This is a genomic window from Bradyrhizobium acaciae, assembly GCF_020889785.1.
GTDB classification, from domain to species: Bacteria; Pseudomonadota; Alphaproteobacteria; order Rhizobiales; family Xanthobacteraceae; genus Bradyrhizobium; species Bradyrhizobium acaciae.
In genome coordinates, this window is record NZ_JACMYK010000064.1 from 1 (window position 1) to 15700 (window position 15700).

Below are 15700 nucleotides of genomic sequence, written 5' to 3' on the forward strand. Positions count from 1 at the left end.
CGCAAAGGCTTCGCCTTTGCGCGGGGATGACTGGAAACGCAAGCTCGCATCACTCGGCTTCGACGCAGCCCTGCATCACCTCATCGATCTCGGTACGCGACAACGCGCCCATCTCGGCGATGAACACGATTCGCGTGCGCGGCACGCCGGGCGCGGGCACGCCGCCCGCGGCCAACGTCGCGCGTCCACCGGCAAGTTGAAATACCGTCAGCCGTCCGGGCTGCTCCATTGTCTCGAACAAACCCTTCGCTCGCGCCAGCTTCGGCGCCAGTTTGCCGATCGCCTGCTGCAAGCGCGGCAGCCGCACCGGCCGCTCGGACGTCCAGCTCAAGGTCTCAAATCGGTCCGACGCCGGCCGTCGCGGCGCGGTCTCGCGCGGCGACGGCACATGATCGAGGTCCGCCGGAAACAGCAGCGCGGCCGGCACCTCGCCATGCACGGCATCGACCACCACGGCCGCCGGACGCACCGCGCGCACGGCGTCGCGGATCGCGGCGCAGGCGGCTGCATCGGCGAGATCGACCTTGCTCAGCGCCACCACATCGGCCGCCCGCAGCTGCGAGCGCAGCAGCGCATCGTCCAACATCGCAGCTGGCTGCGTCGCATCGACGACGCACAGCACGGTCTCCAGCGGCGCCTCCTTCCAGATCACCGGATCCATCAGGTTGCGAACGATGTCCGCGGGGTCGGCAATCCCGCTGGTCTCGATCACGATGAACTCCGGACGCGGATCACGGCGCAGCAACGTCGCAAGCGTGCGCAGCAGATCGCCCTCCAGCGTGCAGCAGATGCAGCCATTGCTCAGGCTGACCACGCCGTCGCTGGCGCCGGCGATCAATTCGGCGTCGATATTGATCGCGCCGAAATCATTGACCACAGCGGCGATGCGCTTGCCTTGCGCATGCGCCAGCAGATGGTTGACGACCGTGGTCTTGCCCGCCCCGAGGAAGCCCGTGACCAGCAGGATCGGGACCGGCACCTCAGCCTCCAGCGACGGGCCGGCGCACCGGCCGGCCGGGACGCGCCGCGACATCGAGGACGCCATCGCTGATCAGCGGCTGTCCGCTGACCACGAGGTGTCGCACGCCCTCCGCCGGACGATTCATCGCCGAGAAGGTCGCGCGATCGCTCAGCGTCTCGTAGTCGAACACCACGACATCGGCATCCGCGCCCGCCTGCAGCCTGCCCTTGGCGCGCATCGCCGGCGTGCTCGCCGACAGGATCTCCGCCGGGATCAGCGCGCATTTGCGGATGCCCTCGAGCAGCGACACTTTCTTGCGCTCGCGCACCCATTCGCGGATGAATCGGGTGAAGCAGCCCGCCGAACGCGGATGCGAGGTGGCATCGTCCGGCAGCGGCCAGGCATCGCCGGTGTAAGGGCGGCCGTCCGACAGCGTCCACGGCATCGCGTCGGAGGCGATTGCTCCGCCCGGATACAGCACCGCCATGTCGAGCAGATCGCGATGATGCGCGTTGTTCTCGATATCGAGCACATGCCACAGCACCAGCGTCGAGGGCTCTTCGGCCTGCGCCGCCAGCAGCTCCTCGCGGCTGCCGAAGCGGTGACCGTCGGTCACGCGCTGCACCGAATCATAGCCGAGGCCGTTGCGCTCCTCGAATTTCGGATCGCTGAAGAAGGTCGCGGCCAACACCGTCGAGCCGGTGCCGTAGGGATAGGCCTCCACCGTGATCGGCAGGCCCTGCGCCTGCGCTTTCGCGATCAGCGCAACGCAGCGTTCGATGTCGGTCTTGCTCGACGAGTTGAAGTGGCAGATGTGCATGTGCGCGCCGGTGGCGCCGGCATAGCCGATCAAGCGGATATAGGCTTCGGCCGCGCTCTCGGGGTCGATGCGCGACATGTAGGCGACGTGGGTGAAGGTTGGCACCGCATGATCAGCCGCGAGCTGGCACACCGCGGTCAGTTCCTGCACGCCGGCGCCCGGCGCATAGGCGTTGAGGATGCCGATGCCGATACCACCCTCGTTCAGCCCGTTGGCGAGACGCTCGAGGATGCCGCCGACCTCGCCCTCGGTCGCGACATTCTCGATCCAGCGCCGATCACGCATCGCCGCACCGAACGATTCCAGCGAGCTTTCCGAATTCGAACCGGTCATCGCGCCGATCCGCGCGAAGGCCCAGTTGGCCGCGGCGCCGTAGTTCAGCACCCGCCCCTTCTCGGCCTGGCGCTTGTACCAGGATGCGACCGGCAGCACGCCGGCCTCGAGGTCGAGCGACGTCGTGACGCCGTCGAAGGCCTGCATGCGGTCGGCCGGAATGGTCTGGCCATGGGCGTGCAGGTCGATGAATCCCGGCGCCACCACGAGCCCGGTGGCGTCGATCTGCCGCTCGGCGCCGCCGAGGCCGGTGCCAACCGCGGCGATCTTGCCGTCGACCACAGCGATATCGCCGATCGCGTCCATTCCGCTGGCCGGATCCACCACCCGGCCGCCGCTGATCACCAAACCACCCATCTCGCCACTCCCCGCATTCCGAAACCGACCGGTCTCTTTTCGCGCACAGAGAAGCGCATCGCACTGATTGCAGCAACCGGGTCAGGGTTGTGGCGACATGCTCTGGCGGAATATCCGCCGCGCCGTGATGGCGATTGCAGAGAGCCTCTCCCTACGTTCCGGTTGCTCGCCGCGACGGCAGCCCCCGCCAGAGATCGTCGCCGGGCTTGGTACGGCTCGCCACGAGTTTCGGCGGCGTGCGGTCCTCGGCACGGTCCTTGGCGCAGTCCTTGGCGATCGCCGCCTCGACCGCACGCCTGAGCCTGACATCGTCGATCTGTGCCAGGAATCGCCTGACGACGGCATCCTGATCCGCGCCCCGACCGGAGATCGCCGCGCACAGCTCCGCGGTCGTCCTGCGGAAGAAGCGGAAGGCGTCATCGGCCGTGCCGCCCAGCCGGTCGACCTCGCCGGCCACACCGAGTGCGTGCATCCGATCGTCGTCGTCGAGCGTCACCGCGAAGCGCAGCACCGCAAGCTGCCAGGCACGGAGCAGCTTGCCCTGTGGTTCGGTCACTCCATCACGGCGCATCGATCGAACACCCCCGCGCCGATCCATGGCGCGGCGTGACTATCCCTGTGCGGCAATAGGTTTTCGAGAGGAGCGCGCCAGCAACCTCATAGGAGCCGCATGAGCGTCCCGGCGACGCCTGCCGTGCGACGACTTCCTCGAGCGACTGTTGCCGCGGGGCTGGCAGGCCCGGCTATCCTTCCAGTCTTGTCCACCGCGCCGGTTCGGTGCCGAAAGTCCCGAGGCCCCCTTCGATCGCGAACACAACGTCACCGCTATTCGTCCCCTCGACGAAGTTCCTCAGAACGAGCAGCGGCTCGCGGTCGTTGTTCAGCAGCGATCTGTCTTCGGTGGGATGACCGCCATAGATGGTTTGGAGGAATGCCCCGTTGTCGAAGTCAAGGGTCGCGGAAGACGTGTCCTCGCAAACCCAGGTGCCGCTCGCGGCACCGTCGGTCATGGTGATATTGACCTGAAGCTTATCATTCTGATGGTTGAGCGCGACAAATACGGCCATTGGTCTGTACCCCCAAAGGATTTCGTAGGAAAGCGGTGTCAATTGCGTGTTCTGCGTGAGCGCCGGCCCTTGACGACCATTGCCAAAATGAGATCATGCCACCCGCGAAGGTTGTTTCCAAGGGGCGCATAATGAAGAGGGCGGGATCGTCCGGCGCTTATTGCGCGTTATTATTTTTTTGCTTTGTTTCGGCAGCCGGGGCACAAGCGCTTGCTCCGATCGACACCAAAGACCTGCCGCGGCTGGCTATTTCGATCGGCCATATCGAGGCGGGTCTTCGATACCGATTGACCGCTGACAGCTCGGTCAAGGTCACATCAACAAGAAGCGTCGACTACAAGAACGAGCGAAAGAGCACGTTCGACTACGACTTCCGTTCGACGAGTACGTTGACCGAAAAAACCGCGTCGAACCTTGGATTCGACTTGAAACTGAGTCTTTCCAAGGACTTCAAGGTCGGATTTGGCGGCAGCGTCAAGACCGATACGACCGATGAGCGAAAGAACGTCTGGGAAAACCATCAACGACTGGACGCCATCATCACCGCGACCAATTCCGCAGGCCAGGTCTTGTCCAGCGAGGAGTTTCAGAAAGCCGCCCTCGGAGAGAACGACGGCTTCCTGACCGCCGAGATAACCATCACCAACTACGAGAACTACTCTATTGCTCTGACGGACATCAACTTCTCGATCATCAGCTCAGACCCGTTCAGGACGAACGAGCGGACGATCATGAACGGCGTCATCGGGGTCAACACCTCCTCGGTACCGGGCGCACCGCCGGCGGCCGCCGGCGGTGCGACCAAGCTGACCATAAGCCCGATCAGCGCGAGCGGCGAACCGTTCCGTTATGTCATCTACGTGGAGTCGCGACCGACCGCACTGATCAAGGAACTGCTCACCAATGGCTCGGTGTTTTCGCTACAGATCAACAGCATCAAGTATCTGAAGGGCGATACGACGACAGAAATCTCGGTCACAGACAGGCTGGCCGAGTTGAAGAGCACGGCGGTGAGCGTGAGGGTGATCGACGGCACGACCGACAACACCACCTACTATCCCGCAAAGGATGCCGCCGGACAGCCAGTCACTCCGCGTCTATTGCTGAAGGCCCTCGATCCCGGCGTCGACATCAAGACGGACGGCGGTGTCACCTATCTCAACCGGCTTCTCGGCCGCACAACGAAATTCAGGGCGTGGTCCCGCGAACTCGCGATCAAGCGCGCGACCCGCAAGCAACTCGACGACTTCCGCGCCGCCGCCATGACCGAGGGAGCATGGACCGCGACCTGGGAGCCCCGCGAGGCCCTGGGCCAACCCGATCTGGACACGCCGCTCGGCGCCGGCGACCGGCTCGACCTCGTGTATCTGACCAAGGCCGCCATCGTCAAAGCGGAGATCGACGAGGACATCCGTGGCACCAATTCGGTACGAACCTGCGCGATCGATGCCAAGCCGCAATTTATCCCGAGCTTTTGCACGTCCAATGTGAGAAGCGGCGATATCGTCAGGTTGGAGGCGAAGGCCTGGGCAAGCAGCACCGGCACCATCGAAAAGCCGACCGATGTCGTGGCAGCAGCATTTCAAGATAAGGCGCCTTCCTTCGCTCCCGCGTTTGTCAAATCGTCACTGACGACCGCAAAGGCCACGCTGTCGCAACTGGACAGCGCCGTTGTCGGCCTTGATCCAAACGACGTCATCAAGGACCTCCAGTTGAAGATTGGCGATACGCCGGCCCGTCCGATTGGCGATCTCATCAATAGCGGCCTGATCGCCGCGGAGGCTTCCGCGGACGGATGGTTCGCCTTGAACTTCAGCATGCCCGCCACGCTGACGGATGCGAGCAACACTGTGTGCATTGCTGATGCTCCGTCCACGCGCAAGCTGAAGATCGGTCGCATCCTGAACATGGCCCCGCCCGAGCTTAACGACAACTGTCCGCCGTCGGGGTGTGTGCCCTGGCACGCCTTTGCCCTTGGGTGGAAGAAGGGCAATCCGCAGCGGGACCGGGACACCTACGACCAGAGGTTCTTCAAGGTCGTCATCCACCACTTCCGGAAGCTTCGGAATGAGACGGAATATCTGACGCCGCCGCAGGGGCTTTCACCCAAGATCGTTGAGGACTTTATCAATACCGACACCGTGCCGACCATCGACGACGGTCCAACTGAATTCTGCCCGGTCATCCGATTCACGCCGCCGCCGATTCCCATGGTTGCGGGCGGGCTTGCGCCATGAGAACGGTGTCCGTCCAAATCCTCGTCGCCCTCATGATGCTGGCAACCGGCCTCGCGAAAGCGGAGGCACAGCATCTGCAATGTACCATCTCCGACGGCGGCAGCAGCAATCAGAAAGTTCTGGAGGTTCGCGCGCTGCCGGGATCTCCGTCGCTCTCGTTCTCGGATTCCTTCGTGTTCAACGGTCTCAACAGCGCAAATGCCGCCGATCACAAGGCCCTCGCTGACGCTGCGCATCCGATTGCGGCATCCGAGAAGTATACATTGACGATCGAAGACCAGCAGTGGCCCATGGTTGCTGTCGTCATCGCCGAGAAGGGGCCGGAACAACCCAAGGAGGCCTGCGTCGCTTCGTTCGGCTCGAACCTGCAGACAATACCGACTTCAATGGCGGTGTTCGATCGCGACGCCCGCGATTTCTTCGATATCTATCAGACGCGAATGGATGCAATTCCCGCCATCACTGCCACAAGCGATGCCTGCAAGGCACAGGCCAGCCGAACGGCGATGACGAAAAATCTAATGCAGCCGCGGATGCCGCCGCCGGACGGCGCGCCGCCTAACAGCCCCATAGCCAAGGCCGCAAAATTCAGAAGCATCGTGCAGACGCCAGCTCTTGAACAAGACCTTGCCGTCGGGTTCGATGCTGCGACGAAAGATCATTGCTATCCGTAGCTGCGGGCAAATGCCGACGACCGGCCTTGATCGCCCCGCTCAAATCCCCTCGAACTGCAGCCGTGCCAGCCGTGCATAGAGGCCGCCCGCGGCGACCAGCTCGGCGTGGGTGCCCTGCTCGACAATTCGGCCCTGGTCCATGACAAGGATGCGGTCGCAGGACAGCACGGTTGCGAGGCGATGCGCGATGACAAGCGTGGTGCGGTGGCGCATCAATTCCTCGAGCGCGGTCTGCACCAGCGTCTCGCTCTCGGCGTCGAGCGCCGAGGTCGCCTCGTCGAGCAACAGCAGCGGCGCATCGCGCAGGATCGCGCGGGCAATCGCGATGCGCTGGCGCTGGCCGCCTGACAGCGTCACGCCGCGCTCGCCGAGCTGGGCGTCGAAACCTTCGGGCAAGCGGCGCAGGAATTCGGTGGCATGGGCGAGATCGGCGGCGCGCTCGACCTCAGCATCGCTGGCATCGGGACGGCCGAACCGGATGTTCTCCCGCGCGCTCGCGGCGAACACCACAGAATCCTGCGGCACCAGCGCAATCCGCGCGCGCACCTCGGCCGGATCGGCCTGCCGGATCGGCACACCGTCGAGCGAAATGGCGCCCGATTTCGGATCGTAGAAGCGCAGCAAGAGATGGAATAGCGTGCTCTTGCCGGCGCCGGAGGGACCGACGATCGCGACCTTCTCACCTGAGCGGACCGCAAGCGACACGCCATCGACCGCCGGCGCATTGGGCCGGGTCGGATAGGCGAAGCTGACGTCGTCGAAGCCGACATCGCCGCGCGCCGGTTGCGGCAGCGCGCGGGGCGAAGCGGGCGCCGCGATCTGCGGCCTGACGCGCAGGATCTCGAACAGCCGCTCGGCGGCGCCGGATGCGGCCGAGACCTCGCCCCAGACCTCGCTGAGCTGGCCGAGGCCGCTCGCGGCGAACGCCGTGTACAGAATGAACTGGCCGAGCCGGCCGGGGCTGATGGTGCCGACCAGCACGTCGTGCGAGCCGACCCAGAGGATCACGACGACGCTGGCGAACACGATGAAGATCACGATCAGCGTCAACACCGCGCGCGCTTTCGTCGAGCTGCGCGCGGCCTGATAGGCCTGCTCGACCTCGCCGGCGAAACGCGTCCTGGCGAGCCGCTCGCCGGTATAGGCCTGCACGGTCCGGATCGCGTTGACCAATTCGCTCGCATAGGCGCTGGCATCGGCCAGCGTGTCCTGGGCGGTGCGCGACAGCCGCCGCACCCAGCGGCCGAACGCCACCAGCGGAATCACGATGATCGGAATTGCGAGCAGCACGAAACCGGACAGTCTTGGGCTCGTGATCACCATCATCGCGGCGGCGCCGAAGAACAGCATCAGATTGCGCAGCGCGATCGACACCGAAGCGCCGACCGCGGACTTGATCTGCGTGGTGTCGGCGGTAAGCCGCGACACCAATTCGCCTGACCGCGCGGAATCGAAGAACGAGGGCGACAGCGAGATCAGATGTGCGAACACGTCGCGGCGGAGATCGGCGACGATGCGCTCGCCGATCGTCATCACCAAGTAGTAGCGCGAGGCGCTGGCACAGGCGAGCACCGCGACGACTGCGATCATCACGCTGAAATAGCTGTTGATCATCGCGATGCCTTCGGCCGTGAAGCCGATGTCGATCATCCGCCGCACCGCGACCGGCACGATCAGCGTGGTGATCGCCGCGATCGTCAGCGAGATCAGCGCGAGGATCGCCCGCCCCCTGTAGCGCGCGACATAGGGCGCGAGCGCAAGCAGCGGCCGCAAGCGGGCGCGGCTCTTGGTCGGCTCCGTGATCTGGCTCTCGATAAAGGCTTCCTCATCGAGCAGCGCGTCGCGCGAAGGCTCTTGGGTGCCGCGAGTGGTCTCAAGCTGTTCAGCTACGCTCATCAATCTAGACCGGTTCTATCGCCCCCCACATAGGCCCGCCGACCCCCGGCTGGCAAATCCGGTAAAGTCCCAATCCGGTGATGGGCTTGAGCCCGGTTTCTTGGCTTGTTTTGGGGGGCTCCATGCGTTATAGAGCCGCCCAAATCCCGTACCTGAATGTCTTGAGATGGGCGCCGCGCGCCGAAGGAACTGTCATGAAAGCCGATATTCATCCGAATTATCATACGATTAAGGTCGTCATGACCGACGGCACCGAGTACCTGACCCGCTCCACCTGGGGCAAGGAAGGCGACACGCTGAACCTCGACATCGACCCCAAGTCGCACCCGGCCTGGACCGGCGGTACCCAGCAGCTGATGGACCGCGGCGGCCGTGTCTCGCGCTTCCAGAAGAAGTTTTCGGGCTTCCTCAAGAAGGACTAAAGTCCGCTTCGGGATCGCCCTTGTGGTCGAACGCAGAACGCCTCCATCTCGGGGGCGTTTTTATTTTTGGGGCGCGCTCCGGATCGGCTGGATGGACGACCGCGCCTCTCTCCATGCCGTCGTCCCGGCGAAGGCCGGGACCCATACGGCGCGGCGTGCGTTGTGAACGGGACTCGTCGTTCCAGCGCCGCGCGGCCATTTGCGGCGCCTTTGCGATCACGACCGCGACCTTTGCGCTGATCCCAGGTCCAGCCATGCTGAATCGATCAGCGAACTCTGCTGCACCTCGCCCCGCGTGCGGGGAGAGGTCGGAACGCATCGTTAGATGCGTTCCCGCAAACTCGGTTGTAACCGGCTACGCGGAGACGGCCCCTCACCCCAACCCTCTCCCTGTAAGAACGGGGCGAGGGAGCGTAGCGCCGTCGCGGTCGCCATCTGATCCAAATCTGATCACGTCTCAATTCGCCGGAATCATCGCTGCGACTTCGTGATCGACCGGATTGTCGCTTTCGCCAAGCCCGGCAATCACTCCGGCGCGATCCTCGAGCTTGCGGTTCTGGCTCATCTTCTTCTTGGCGTCGATCCGCGTGATCGGCATCCGGAAGCCCACGATGCCGCGCAGCTGCGCCTTGATGAAATCATCGGGCGCATCGCTGACCTGCCAGGCTTCCTTGCGCGACTTCTCGTGCAGCGCTGTCAGCCGCGTCACGACGTCGAGCAGACGGTCGGCATCCTCGAAGAATTCGGCCGCGCCATAGGCGTGCACGGCGACGTAATTCCAGGTCGGCACCACCTTGCCGTGCTCGGCCTTGGTCACATACCAGGACGGCGTCACATAGGCGTCCGGGCCCATGAAGATCGCCATCGCCTCGCCGACCGCAGGCAGCTTCCACTGCGGATTCGGCCGCGCGACGTGGCCGTACAGCGTGCCGTAGTCGCCCTCGTTCTCATTGAGGATCAGCGGCAGCGGGGTTGCGATCAGCCCGTCCGCGGTCGCGGTGACCAGCGTCGCCAGCCGTGACGCCCGCATCGCGGCGTGGATCGGGCCGAGTTCTTCCATCTTGAAATGCGGCGGCAGGTACATGGCAGACCTCTGGCAGACATCATCAATTGCTGCTCGCACAATAGCGCCGAAGTGGCCTATGATAAGAGCCACTTTCAATCATAATGACTGGTCCACTATGCCCCGACTGCGCGCCACGATCAGCATCCCTTCGCTCGGCGCGGTTGACCGCGCCGCCGGACAGGTCGGGCGACAGATCGCCCGAGCCCTGCGCATAGCGATCGCGAGGGGCGAACTGAAGGCCGGGGAATTGCTGCCGTCGACCCGCGCGCTCTCGGCCTCGCTTGGCGTCGCGCGCGGCACGGTGGCGGAAGCCTTCGAGCAACTGCAGGCCGAGGGCTGTCTGGAAGCGCAGATCGGTGCCGGCACCCGCGTCGCGCCGACGCTTGCTGAACCGGCACGCCCCATCCGTCCGCCTGCTGGCCGCAGCGCGCCCAAGCCCGCACCGATCCAGTTGCCGCCGCGCGCGATGCGGCTCGCCAAAGTGGTGGCGGCCTTCACGCCGATGCCCGAAATCCCGTTTGCGATCGCAGTCCCCGGTGGCGCGGTCGCGCCTGACGACAATTGGCGCCGCCTCGGCAACCGTGTGCGTGCATCGCGGGCGGCGGCGCCGGCGAGCTACGGCGATCCGCGCGGCCTGATGGAGCTGCGGCAGGCGATCGCGGACTATGTGCGCAAATCCCGCGCGGTGCATTGCGAGCCCGAGCAGGTCGTGATCACGGCCGGCACGCAGCAGGGACTTTATCTCGCCGGCCGCGTGCTGCTGTCGTCGGGCGATCGCGTCTGGGCCGAGGATCCCGCCTATCCCGGCATGACGGCGGTGCTCGACGATCTCGATCTCGTCACCACGCGCATACCTGTCGATGCGCAGGGCATCGACGTCGAGGCCGCCGTGGCCGCCTCCCCGCATGCGCGCGCGGCGTTCGTGACACCGTCGCATCAATATCCGCTCGGCATGCCCTTGAGCATGGCCCGCCGCAACGCGCTGGTGGCATGGGCGCAGCGAAGCAATGCATGGATCGTTGAGGACGATTACGACAGCGAGCTGCGCTACGCCGGTCATCCCTTTCCGTCGATGCAGGGCCTCGCGCCGTCGCGCGTGATCTATCTGGGCACGTTGAGCAAGGTGCTGTTTCCCTCGCTGCGGCTCGGCTATGTCGTGGCGCCTCCGCCACTGATCGACGCCTTCGCCGGCGCACGCGCCCTGCTCGACCGGCACTCACCGACCGCCGACCAGCATGTGCTGGCGGCCTACATGCGCGAGGGGCTGTTCGAAGCGCATATCAGGCGCATCCGCGGCGTCTATGCCGCGCGCCGCGCGACATTGATCGCGGCGCTGGCGCGTCACATGCCCGATGACGTCACGCTGCAACCGAGCGACCAGGGCATGCATCTGTTGCTGCGGCTGCCTCAGCGCTTCGACGATGTGCACTTGGCGAAATCAGCGCTCGCCGACGGCATCGTCGTGCGGCCGATTTCACCGATGTACCAGACGGCGCCGCGCTCCGGACTCATGCTCGGCTTTGGAGGATTTGAGCCGGAGGCGCTGGAGGCAGCCGCGATCAATCTGCGACGCGTGATCGATCAACACATGTCACCGCGGCGGGCCAAGCCACGCCGTGCCGCCACTTCAAACTGAGCTGCCTGTTCGGATCTACTGCTCGAACGCAGCCTTGAGGCGGTTGAGCTGCGGCACCAGCGGATTGCCGATCGTCGAGCGATCCGGCGCCGGCGCGTGGATCGTGGTGTCGAGGCGGCGGACGCGCGCCTGCAGATCCATCGAGCGGGTGATCAGCTGCTGCAATTGCTCGGGCAGCTTGGTGACCATATCGACCGGGCCGGGATCGGCGGCCGAAAGCTTCACCTTGGTCTTCTCGCGATTGGCCTGGGTCAGCGTCATCTCGCCTTCCTTGACCGCGCGATGCAGCAGCAGCCACGACGCGAGCTGCATCAGCCGCGTGGTCAGGCGCATGCTTTCGGTGGCATAGGTCAGGCTGACAGACCGTTCCAGCGCCTTGGCCTCGGTGCGGCCGTCGCCGTCGAGATAGGCGGCGGTCTGCTCGACCAGGTCCATGCCTTCCCGGAACAGCACGCCGAATGCCGCAGAATTGGTCAGCCGCTCACTGAACAGCACAAGCCCGGCTTCGTTCTGGGAACGATCCGCCATGGTTAACGCCCTCACACCATCTTAACGCCCGCTGGCATCTCACGCGCCAGCTTATGATGAACAAATCATTGCGCGGGCGCGCCGAAGAGTCCAGCCGCAACCGGATTTATGGTTTCCAAGGGATAGGACGCACAAAAAAGAGCCGCCGTTTCCGGCGGCTTTTGAAGTTGATAACAGGGAGGCGTCAAACAGAGTGGACAGGAGCCACTCGGTGTCCAAACGAGGACAATGCAGTCATAATCGAGAAAGCTTAACCGATCGTAAATGAACGGATTTCTTCAGGCTTTGTTTGCCATGTCGGCCATTGACCGAGTTTGGGACACGTCGCCTCGCGTCGTCCCGGCGAAGGCCGGGAGCCATAACCACCAATGCCCGCGTTGCGCGCTGCCGCGGCCGAACCGCGTGCGACAATGAACAGCCGTGGTTATGGGTCCGGATCGCGCTCGCTTTGCTCGCTTGTCCGGGACGACGTGATGTGAGGTCGCAGCGCTACGACTTGAAGAACGCGTCCGCAGCGTCCTTCGACGCGCGCTTCTTCGACATCGCCTCTTTCAATCGATCGACTTCTGCGTTGAGCAGCGCGATCCGCTCGGTCAAATCCTCGACCGACAGCAGGTAGAGATCTTGTCCGATTTCGTGGCTGATCTTTTTCCGCGGCCGGTCCTCATCCTCAATCGGCATGTTGTCCTCCGGGCAATGATGATCTGGCGCCTCGCGTCCAGAGATGATAGATTTTGGGACAAGGAGAATTTTGCAGTGACTTTCGTGTGCGCGCAACATCTGACGCGAATGCCCCGGCCCGACCGCAAGGAGTTTGACCGGACGGGATAGTGCGCCTGGGCGCCAGGCATGAGCCGACCCCAAGCCCTTCCGATCACGCGGGAGGGCTTTTTGATTTTTCAGATTTGATTTTCGGGGTCGGCATCAGCAAACGCGAAAGACCCTGACCCATGACCAAAATTCTCATTACCAGCGCCCTTCCTTACGTGAACGGCGTCAAGCATCTCGGCAATCTCATTGGCTCGCTGCTGCCCGCCGACGTCCACGCCCGCTTCCGAAGACAAATCGGCGACGACGTGCTGTTCATCTGCGCGACCGACGAGCACGGCACGCCGGCCGAGCTCGGCGCCATCGAAGCAGGACAGGATGTGCGGGCATTCTGCGACGCGCAGCACGCCGTCCAGGCCGACATCTACCGGCGATTTGGCCTGTCCTTCGATTATTTCGGCCGCACCAGTTCGTCGCACAACCATGCGCTGACGCAGCACTTCTATCGCCGGCTCGACGCAGCCGGCCTGATCGAGGCGCGCATTTCGCGGCAGGTGTTCTCGCCGGCCGACCGGCGCTTCCTGCCGGATCGCTACGTGCTCGGCACCTGTCCGCATTGCGGCGATGGATCGGCGCGCGGCGATCAATGCGACCATTGCGGGACCCTGCTTGACCCGCCGGAGCTCATTGATCCGCGCTCGGCACTATCAGGTGACCGCGCGCTCGAGATCCGCGAGAGCCGTCATCTGTTCCTGCGCCAGTCGCAACTCGTCGACAGCATCGGCGCATGGATCGACAGCCGCACCGGCTGGCCGCCCTTCGTGCTGTCGACCGCGAAGAGCTGGCTCAATGCCGAGCTGCGCGATCGCTGCATCACGCGTGATCTCGCCTGGGGCATCGCGGTGCCGCACGAGGGCTTTGACGGCAAGGTGTTCTACGTCTGGTTCGATGCGCCGATCGGCTACATCGCGGCGACGCAGGAATGGGCGGCCGCCGCGCCCGCCCGCAACTGGAAGGAATGGTGGTGGCAGGCAGATGAAGTCAGCTACATCCAGTTTCTCGGCAAGGACAACATCCCGTTCCACACCGTGAGTTTTCCGGCAACGCTGATCGGCTCCGGCGAGCCGTGGAAGACCGCCGACGTCATCAAGGGATTCCACTGGCTGAATTACGAGGGCGGCAAGTTCTCGACCAGCCGCAAGCGCGGCATCTTTACTGACGCGGCACTGGAAGAATTGCCGGCCGATCTCTGGCGCTGGTGGCTGATCGCCAACGCGCCGGAAAGCGCCGATACCGATTTTGGCGTCGCGAGGTTCGTTGCCGATGTGAACAAGGACCTCGCCGACATCTTCGGCAACCTCGTCAACCGCATCGTCAGCTTCGCGCATTTCGCCTTCGATGGCCGCATTCCGGAGGGTGGCGCACCCAGTGAAATTGAGCTGCGGCTCGCGCATGATCTGGAGCAGCGCATCAAGGCGCTGCACCGCCATCACACCATCCTGGAGTTTCGTGCCGCCGCGGCCACAACACGCGCGATCTGGGATGCGGCGAACGCTTACCTGCAACACACCGCGCCCTGGACGGCGATCAAGTGCGATCCGGCACGGGCGGCGGTCATCACCCGCGTCGGGTTCAATCTCGTTGCGCTCTGCGCGACGCTGGCGTGGAGCATCGTGCCAAACCTGTCCGAGCGCGTGCTCGGCGCGTTTGGCCGCAATGATGCCGTGCCACGCTGGCCCACTGGCCCACTCGTCCGGTTGCTGAATGGCGGTGCCGGCACGCCGGTCGTCAAGTTCGGCCTGCCGGTCGAGAAAATCAGCTCTGAAAAAGCCGCGCATCTGACTGCCCGGTTCGGGGCTTAATGGCGTTTCGCTTCGTTGGAAAAGGCGGTATGCCATCCGCCAATCCTCTCCACTGACCAGGGACGAACCATGCCCAATCTGCCCGCGCAAATGACCGTCGTTGCCATCAGCAAGCCCGGTGGCCCGGAGGTGCTGGTGCCCGAGATCCGCGCGTTGCCGGTGCCGAAGGCCGGGGAGATCCTGGTCAAGGTCGCGGCCGCCGGCGTCAATCGTCCTGACGTCGCGCAGCGCTCCGGCTCGTATCCGCCGCCGCCCGGCGCAAGCGACCTGCCCGGCCTCGAGATATCAGGTGAAGTGGTCGCGCTCGGCGAAGGCGCGAAGCACAAGATCGGCGACAAGGTGATGTCGCTCGTCGCCGGCGGCGGCTACGCGCAATATTGCATCGCGCAGGACGCGCAGGCGATGACCGTGCCGCCCTCACTGTCGACGCAGGAAGCCGGCGCGATCCCGGAAACGCTGATGACGGTGTGGCACAATGTGTTCGAGCGCGGCGCGCTCAAGGCCGGCGAAACGCTCCTGATTCACGGCGGCTCGTCGGGCATCGGCACGATGGCGATCCAGCTCGCCAAGGCGTTCGGTGCTAAGGTGATCGTCACCGTCGGCTCGCAGGACAAGGCCGATGCCTGCCTCAAGCTCGGCGCCGATCACGCGGTCAACTACAAGACCGAGGATTTCGTCGAGGCGGTGAAGAAGGCGACGGACGGCGCCGGCGCCAACGTCATCCTCGACATGGTGGGCGGCGACTATATCGACCGGAACTACGACGCCGCTGCCGTCGAGGGCCGCATCGTCCAGATCGCGTTCCTGTCGGGAACACCGAAGGCCACAGCCAATTTCGCCAAGCTGATGGTCAAGCGGCTGCACCACACCGGCTCGACCCTGCGCCCCCGTAGTAATGCGGACAAGGCCGCGATGGTCGCGGCAATCGAGGCAAAGGTGCTGCCGTTGCTGCGCGAAGGACGCGTCAAACCGCTGATGGACAGCACATTCCCGCTGGAAAAGGCCGCCGATGCGCACCGCCGCATGGAGACCAGCGAACATATTGGCAAAATTGTGTTGGTGGTTTAACTCTC

General features: G+C 64.4%; 14 protein-coding genes. 6 read left to right on the forward strand and 8 right to left on the reverse strand.

Annotated features, from left to right (window positions below):
- Positions 1 to 49 precede the first annotated feature (49 nt).
- From H8A92_RS22855 to H8A92_RS22870, 4 genes are all read right to left on the reverse strand, one after another.
- On the reverse strand, positions 50 to 979 hold the full coding sequence (locus H8A92_RS22855) for a CobW family GTP-binding protein (RefSeq protein ID WP_476695697.1): 930 nt from the start codon (positions 977 to 979) through the stop codon (positions 50 to 52).
- Position 980: 1 nt separating this feature from the next.
- The gene (locus tag H8A92_RS22860) at positions 981 to 2471 is read right to left on the reverse strand and encodes an amidohydrolase family protein (protein ID WP_229197858.1); all 1491 of its coding nucleotides are present in this window, start codon (positions 2469 to 2471) and stop codon (positions 981 to 983) included.
- 151 nt (positions 2472 to 2622) lie between these two features.
- Positions 2623 to 3042, reverse strand: a complete 420-nt coding sequence (locus H8A92_RS22865; protein WP_229197859.1) for a hypothetical protein — start codon at positions 3040 to 3042, stop codon at positions 2623 to 2625.
- Between the two features lie 172 nt (positions 3043 to 3214).
- Complete coding sequence (locus tag H8A92_RS22870; RefSeq protein WP_229197860.1) at positions 3215 to 3538, reverse strand: hypothetical protein; 324 nt, start codon at positions 3536 to 3538, stop codon at positions 3215 to 3217.
- Between the two features lie 131 nt (positions 3539 to 3669).
- Here H8A92_RS22870 and H8A92_RS22875 point away from each other — a divergent pair, with 131 nt between their 5' ends.
- Positions 3670 to 5775, forward strand: coding sequence for a hypothetical protein (locus H8A92_RS22875; protein WP_229197861.1), 2106 nt, complete (start codon positions 3670 to 3672; stop codon positions 5773 to 5775).
- 32 nt (positions 5776 to 5807) lie between these two features.
- Positions 5808 to 6449: a hypothetical protein gene (locus H8A92_RS22880; RefSeq protein WP_229197862.1), complete on the forward strand. Its 642-nt coding sequence runs from the start codon at positions 5808 to 5810 to the stop codon at positions 6447 to 6449.
- A 39-nt stretch (positions 6450 to 6488) separates the two neighbouring features.
- Here H8A92_RS22880 and H8A92_RS22885 read toward each other — a convergent pair whose 3' ends face one another.
- A complete protein-coding gene (locus H8A92_RS22885) occupies positions 6489 to 8345 on the reverse strand; it encodes an ABC transporter ATP-binding protein/permease (RefSeq protein ID WP_229197863.1) in 1857 nt (618 codons plus the stop codon).
- Between the two features lie 194 nt (positions 8346 to 8539).
- On the opposite strand from H8A92_RS22885, the gene rpmE reads away from it, so the two are divergent.
- Positions 8540 to 8767, forward strand: a complete 228-nt coding sequence (gene rpmE, locus H8A92_RS22890; protein ID WP_016845230.1) for a 50S ribosomal protein L31 — start codon at positions 8540 to 8542, stop codon at positions 8765 to 8767.
- A gap of 457 nt (positions 8768 to 9224) precedes the next feature.
- Here rpmE and H8A92_RS22895 read toward each other — a convergent pair whose 3' ends face one another.
- A complete protein-coding gene (locus tag H8A92_RS22895) occupies positions 9225 to 9851 on the reverse strand; it encodes an FMN-binding negative transcriptional regulator (protein ID WP_229197864.1) in 627 nt (208 codons plus the stop codon).
- Between the two features lie 97 nt (positions 9852 to 9948).
- Between H8A92_RS22895 and pdxR the strand changes: the two genes are divergently transcribed.
- On the forward strand, positions 9949 to 11469 hold the full coding sequence (pdxR, locus tag H8A92_RS22900) for a MocR-like pyridoxine biosynthesis transcription factor PdxR (RefSeq protein WP_229197865.1): 1521 nt from the start codon (positions 9949 to 9951) through the stop codon (positions 11467 to 11469).
- 15 nt (positions 11470 to 11484) lie between these two features.
- Here the strand turns inward: pdxR and rcdA are convergent, their stop codons facing one another.
- Both rcdA and H8A92_RS22910 read right to left on the reverse strand, forming a co-directional pair.
- The gene (gene rcdA / locus H8A92_RS22905) at positions 11485 to 11997 is read right to left on the reverse strand and encodes a protease adaptor protein RcdA (protein WP_163158233.1); all 513 of its coding nucleotides are present in this window, start codon (positions 11995 to 11997) and stop codon (positions 11485 to 11487) included.
- 489 nt (positions 11998 to 12486) lie between these two features.
- On the reverse strand, positions 12487 to 12678 hold the full coding sequence (locus H8A92_RS22910) for a DUF1192 domain-containing protein (RefSeq protein ID WP_229197866.1): 192 nt from the start codon (positions 12676 to 12678) through the stop codon (positions 12487 to 12489).
- Between the two features lie 269 nt (positions 12679 to 12947).
- On the opposite strand from H8A92_RS22910, the gene metG reads away from it, so the two are divergent.
- Together metG and H8A92_RS22920 are read left to right on the forward strand one after the other, a co-directional pair.
- Positions 12948 to 14627, forward strand: coding sequence for a methionine--tRNA ligase (gene metG / locus H8A92_RS22915; protein WP_229197867.1), 1680 nt, complete (start codon positions 12948 to 12950; stop codon positions 14625 to 14627).
- A gap of 69 nt (positions 14628 to 14696) precedes the next feature.
- Positions 14697 to 15695, forward strand: coding sequence for an NAD(P)H-quinone oxidoreductase (locus H8A92_RS22920; RefSeq protein WP_229197868.1), 999 nt, complete (start codon positions 14697 to 14699; stop codon positions 15693 to 15695).
- The last annotated feature ends 5 nt before the right edge of the window (positions 15696 to 15700 follow it).

What these genes read in the sequence shown, in the direction of transcription:
- rcdA (WP_163158233.1), bottom strand. Translation starts at nt 11,997, where the DNA reads ATGGCGGATCGTTCCCAGAACGAAGCCGGGCTTGTGCTGTTCAGTGAG.
- pdxR (WP_229197865.1), top strand. Translation starts at nt 9,949, where the DNA reads ATGCCCCGACTGCGCGCCACGATCAGCATCCCTTCGCTCGGCGCGGTT.
- H8A92_RS22895 (WP_229197864.1), bottom strand. Translation starts at nt 9,851, where the DNA reads ATGTACCTGCCGCCGCATTTCAAGATGGAAGAACTCGGCCCGATCCAC.
- H8A92_RS22860 (WP_229197858.1), bottom strand. Translation starts at nt 2,471, where the DNA reads ATGGGTGGTTTGGTGATCAGCGGCGGCCGGGTGGTGGATCCGGCCAGC.
- H8A92_RS22885 (WP_229197863.1), bottom strand. Translation starts at nt 8,345, where the DNA reads ATGAGCGTAGCTGAACAGCTTGAGACCACTCGCGGCACCCAAGAGCCT.
- rpmE (WP_016845230.1), top strand. Translation starts at nt 8,540, where the DNA reads ATGAAAGCCGATATTCATCCGAATTATCATACGATTAAGGTCGTCATG.
- H8A92_RS22880 (WP_229197862.1), top strand. Translation starts at nt 5,808, where the DNA reads ATGATGCTGGCAACCGGCCTCGCGAAAGCGGAGGCACAGCATCTGCAA.
- metG (WP_229197867.1), top strand. Translation starts at nt 12,948, where the DNA reads ATGACCAAAATTCTCATTACCAGCGCCCTTCCTTACGTGAACGGCGTC.
- H8A92_RS22920 (WP_229197868.1), top strand. Translation starts at nt 14,697, where the DNA reads ATGCCCAATCTGCCCGCGCAAATGACCGTCGTTGCCATCAGCAAGCCC.
- H8A92_RS22870 (WP_229197860.1), bottom strand. Translation starts at nt 3,538, where the DNA reads ATGGCCGTATTTGTCGCGCTCAACCATCAGAATGATAAGCTTCAGGTC.
- H8A92_RS22875 (WP_229197861.1), top strand. Translation starts at nt 3,670, where the DNA reads ATGAAGAGGGCGGGATCGTCCGGCGCTTATTGCGCGTTATTATTTTTT.
- H8A92_RS22910 (WP_229197866.1), bottom strand. Translation starts at nt 12,678, where the DNA reads ATGCCGATTGAGGATGAGGACCGGCCGCGGAAAAAGATCAGCCACGAA.
- H8A92_RS22865 (WP_229197859.1), bottom strand. Translation starts at nt 3,042, where the DNA reads ATGCGCCGTGATGGAGTGACCGAACCACAGGGCAAGCTGCTCCGTGCC.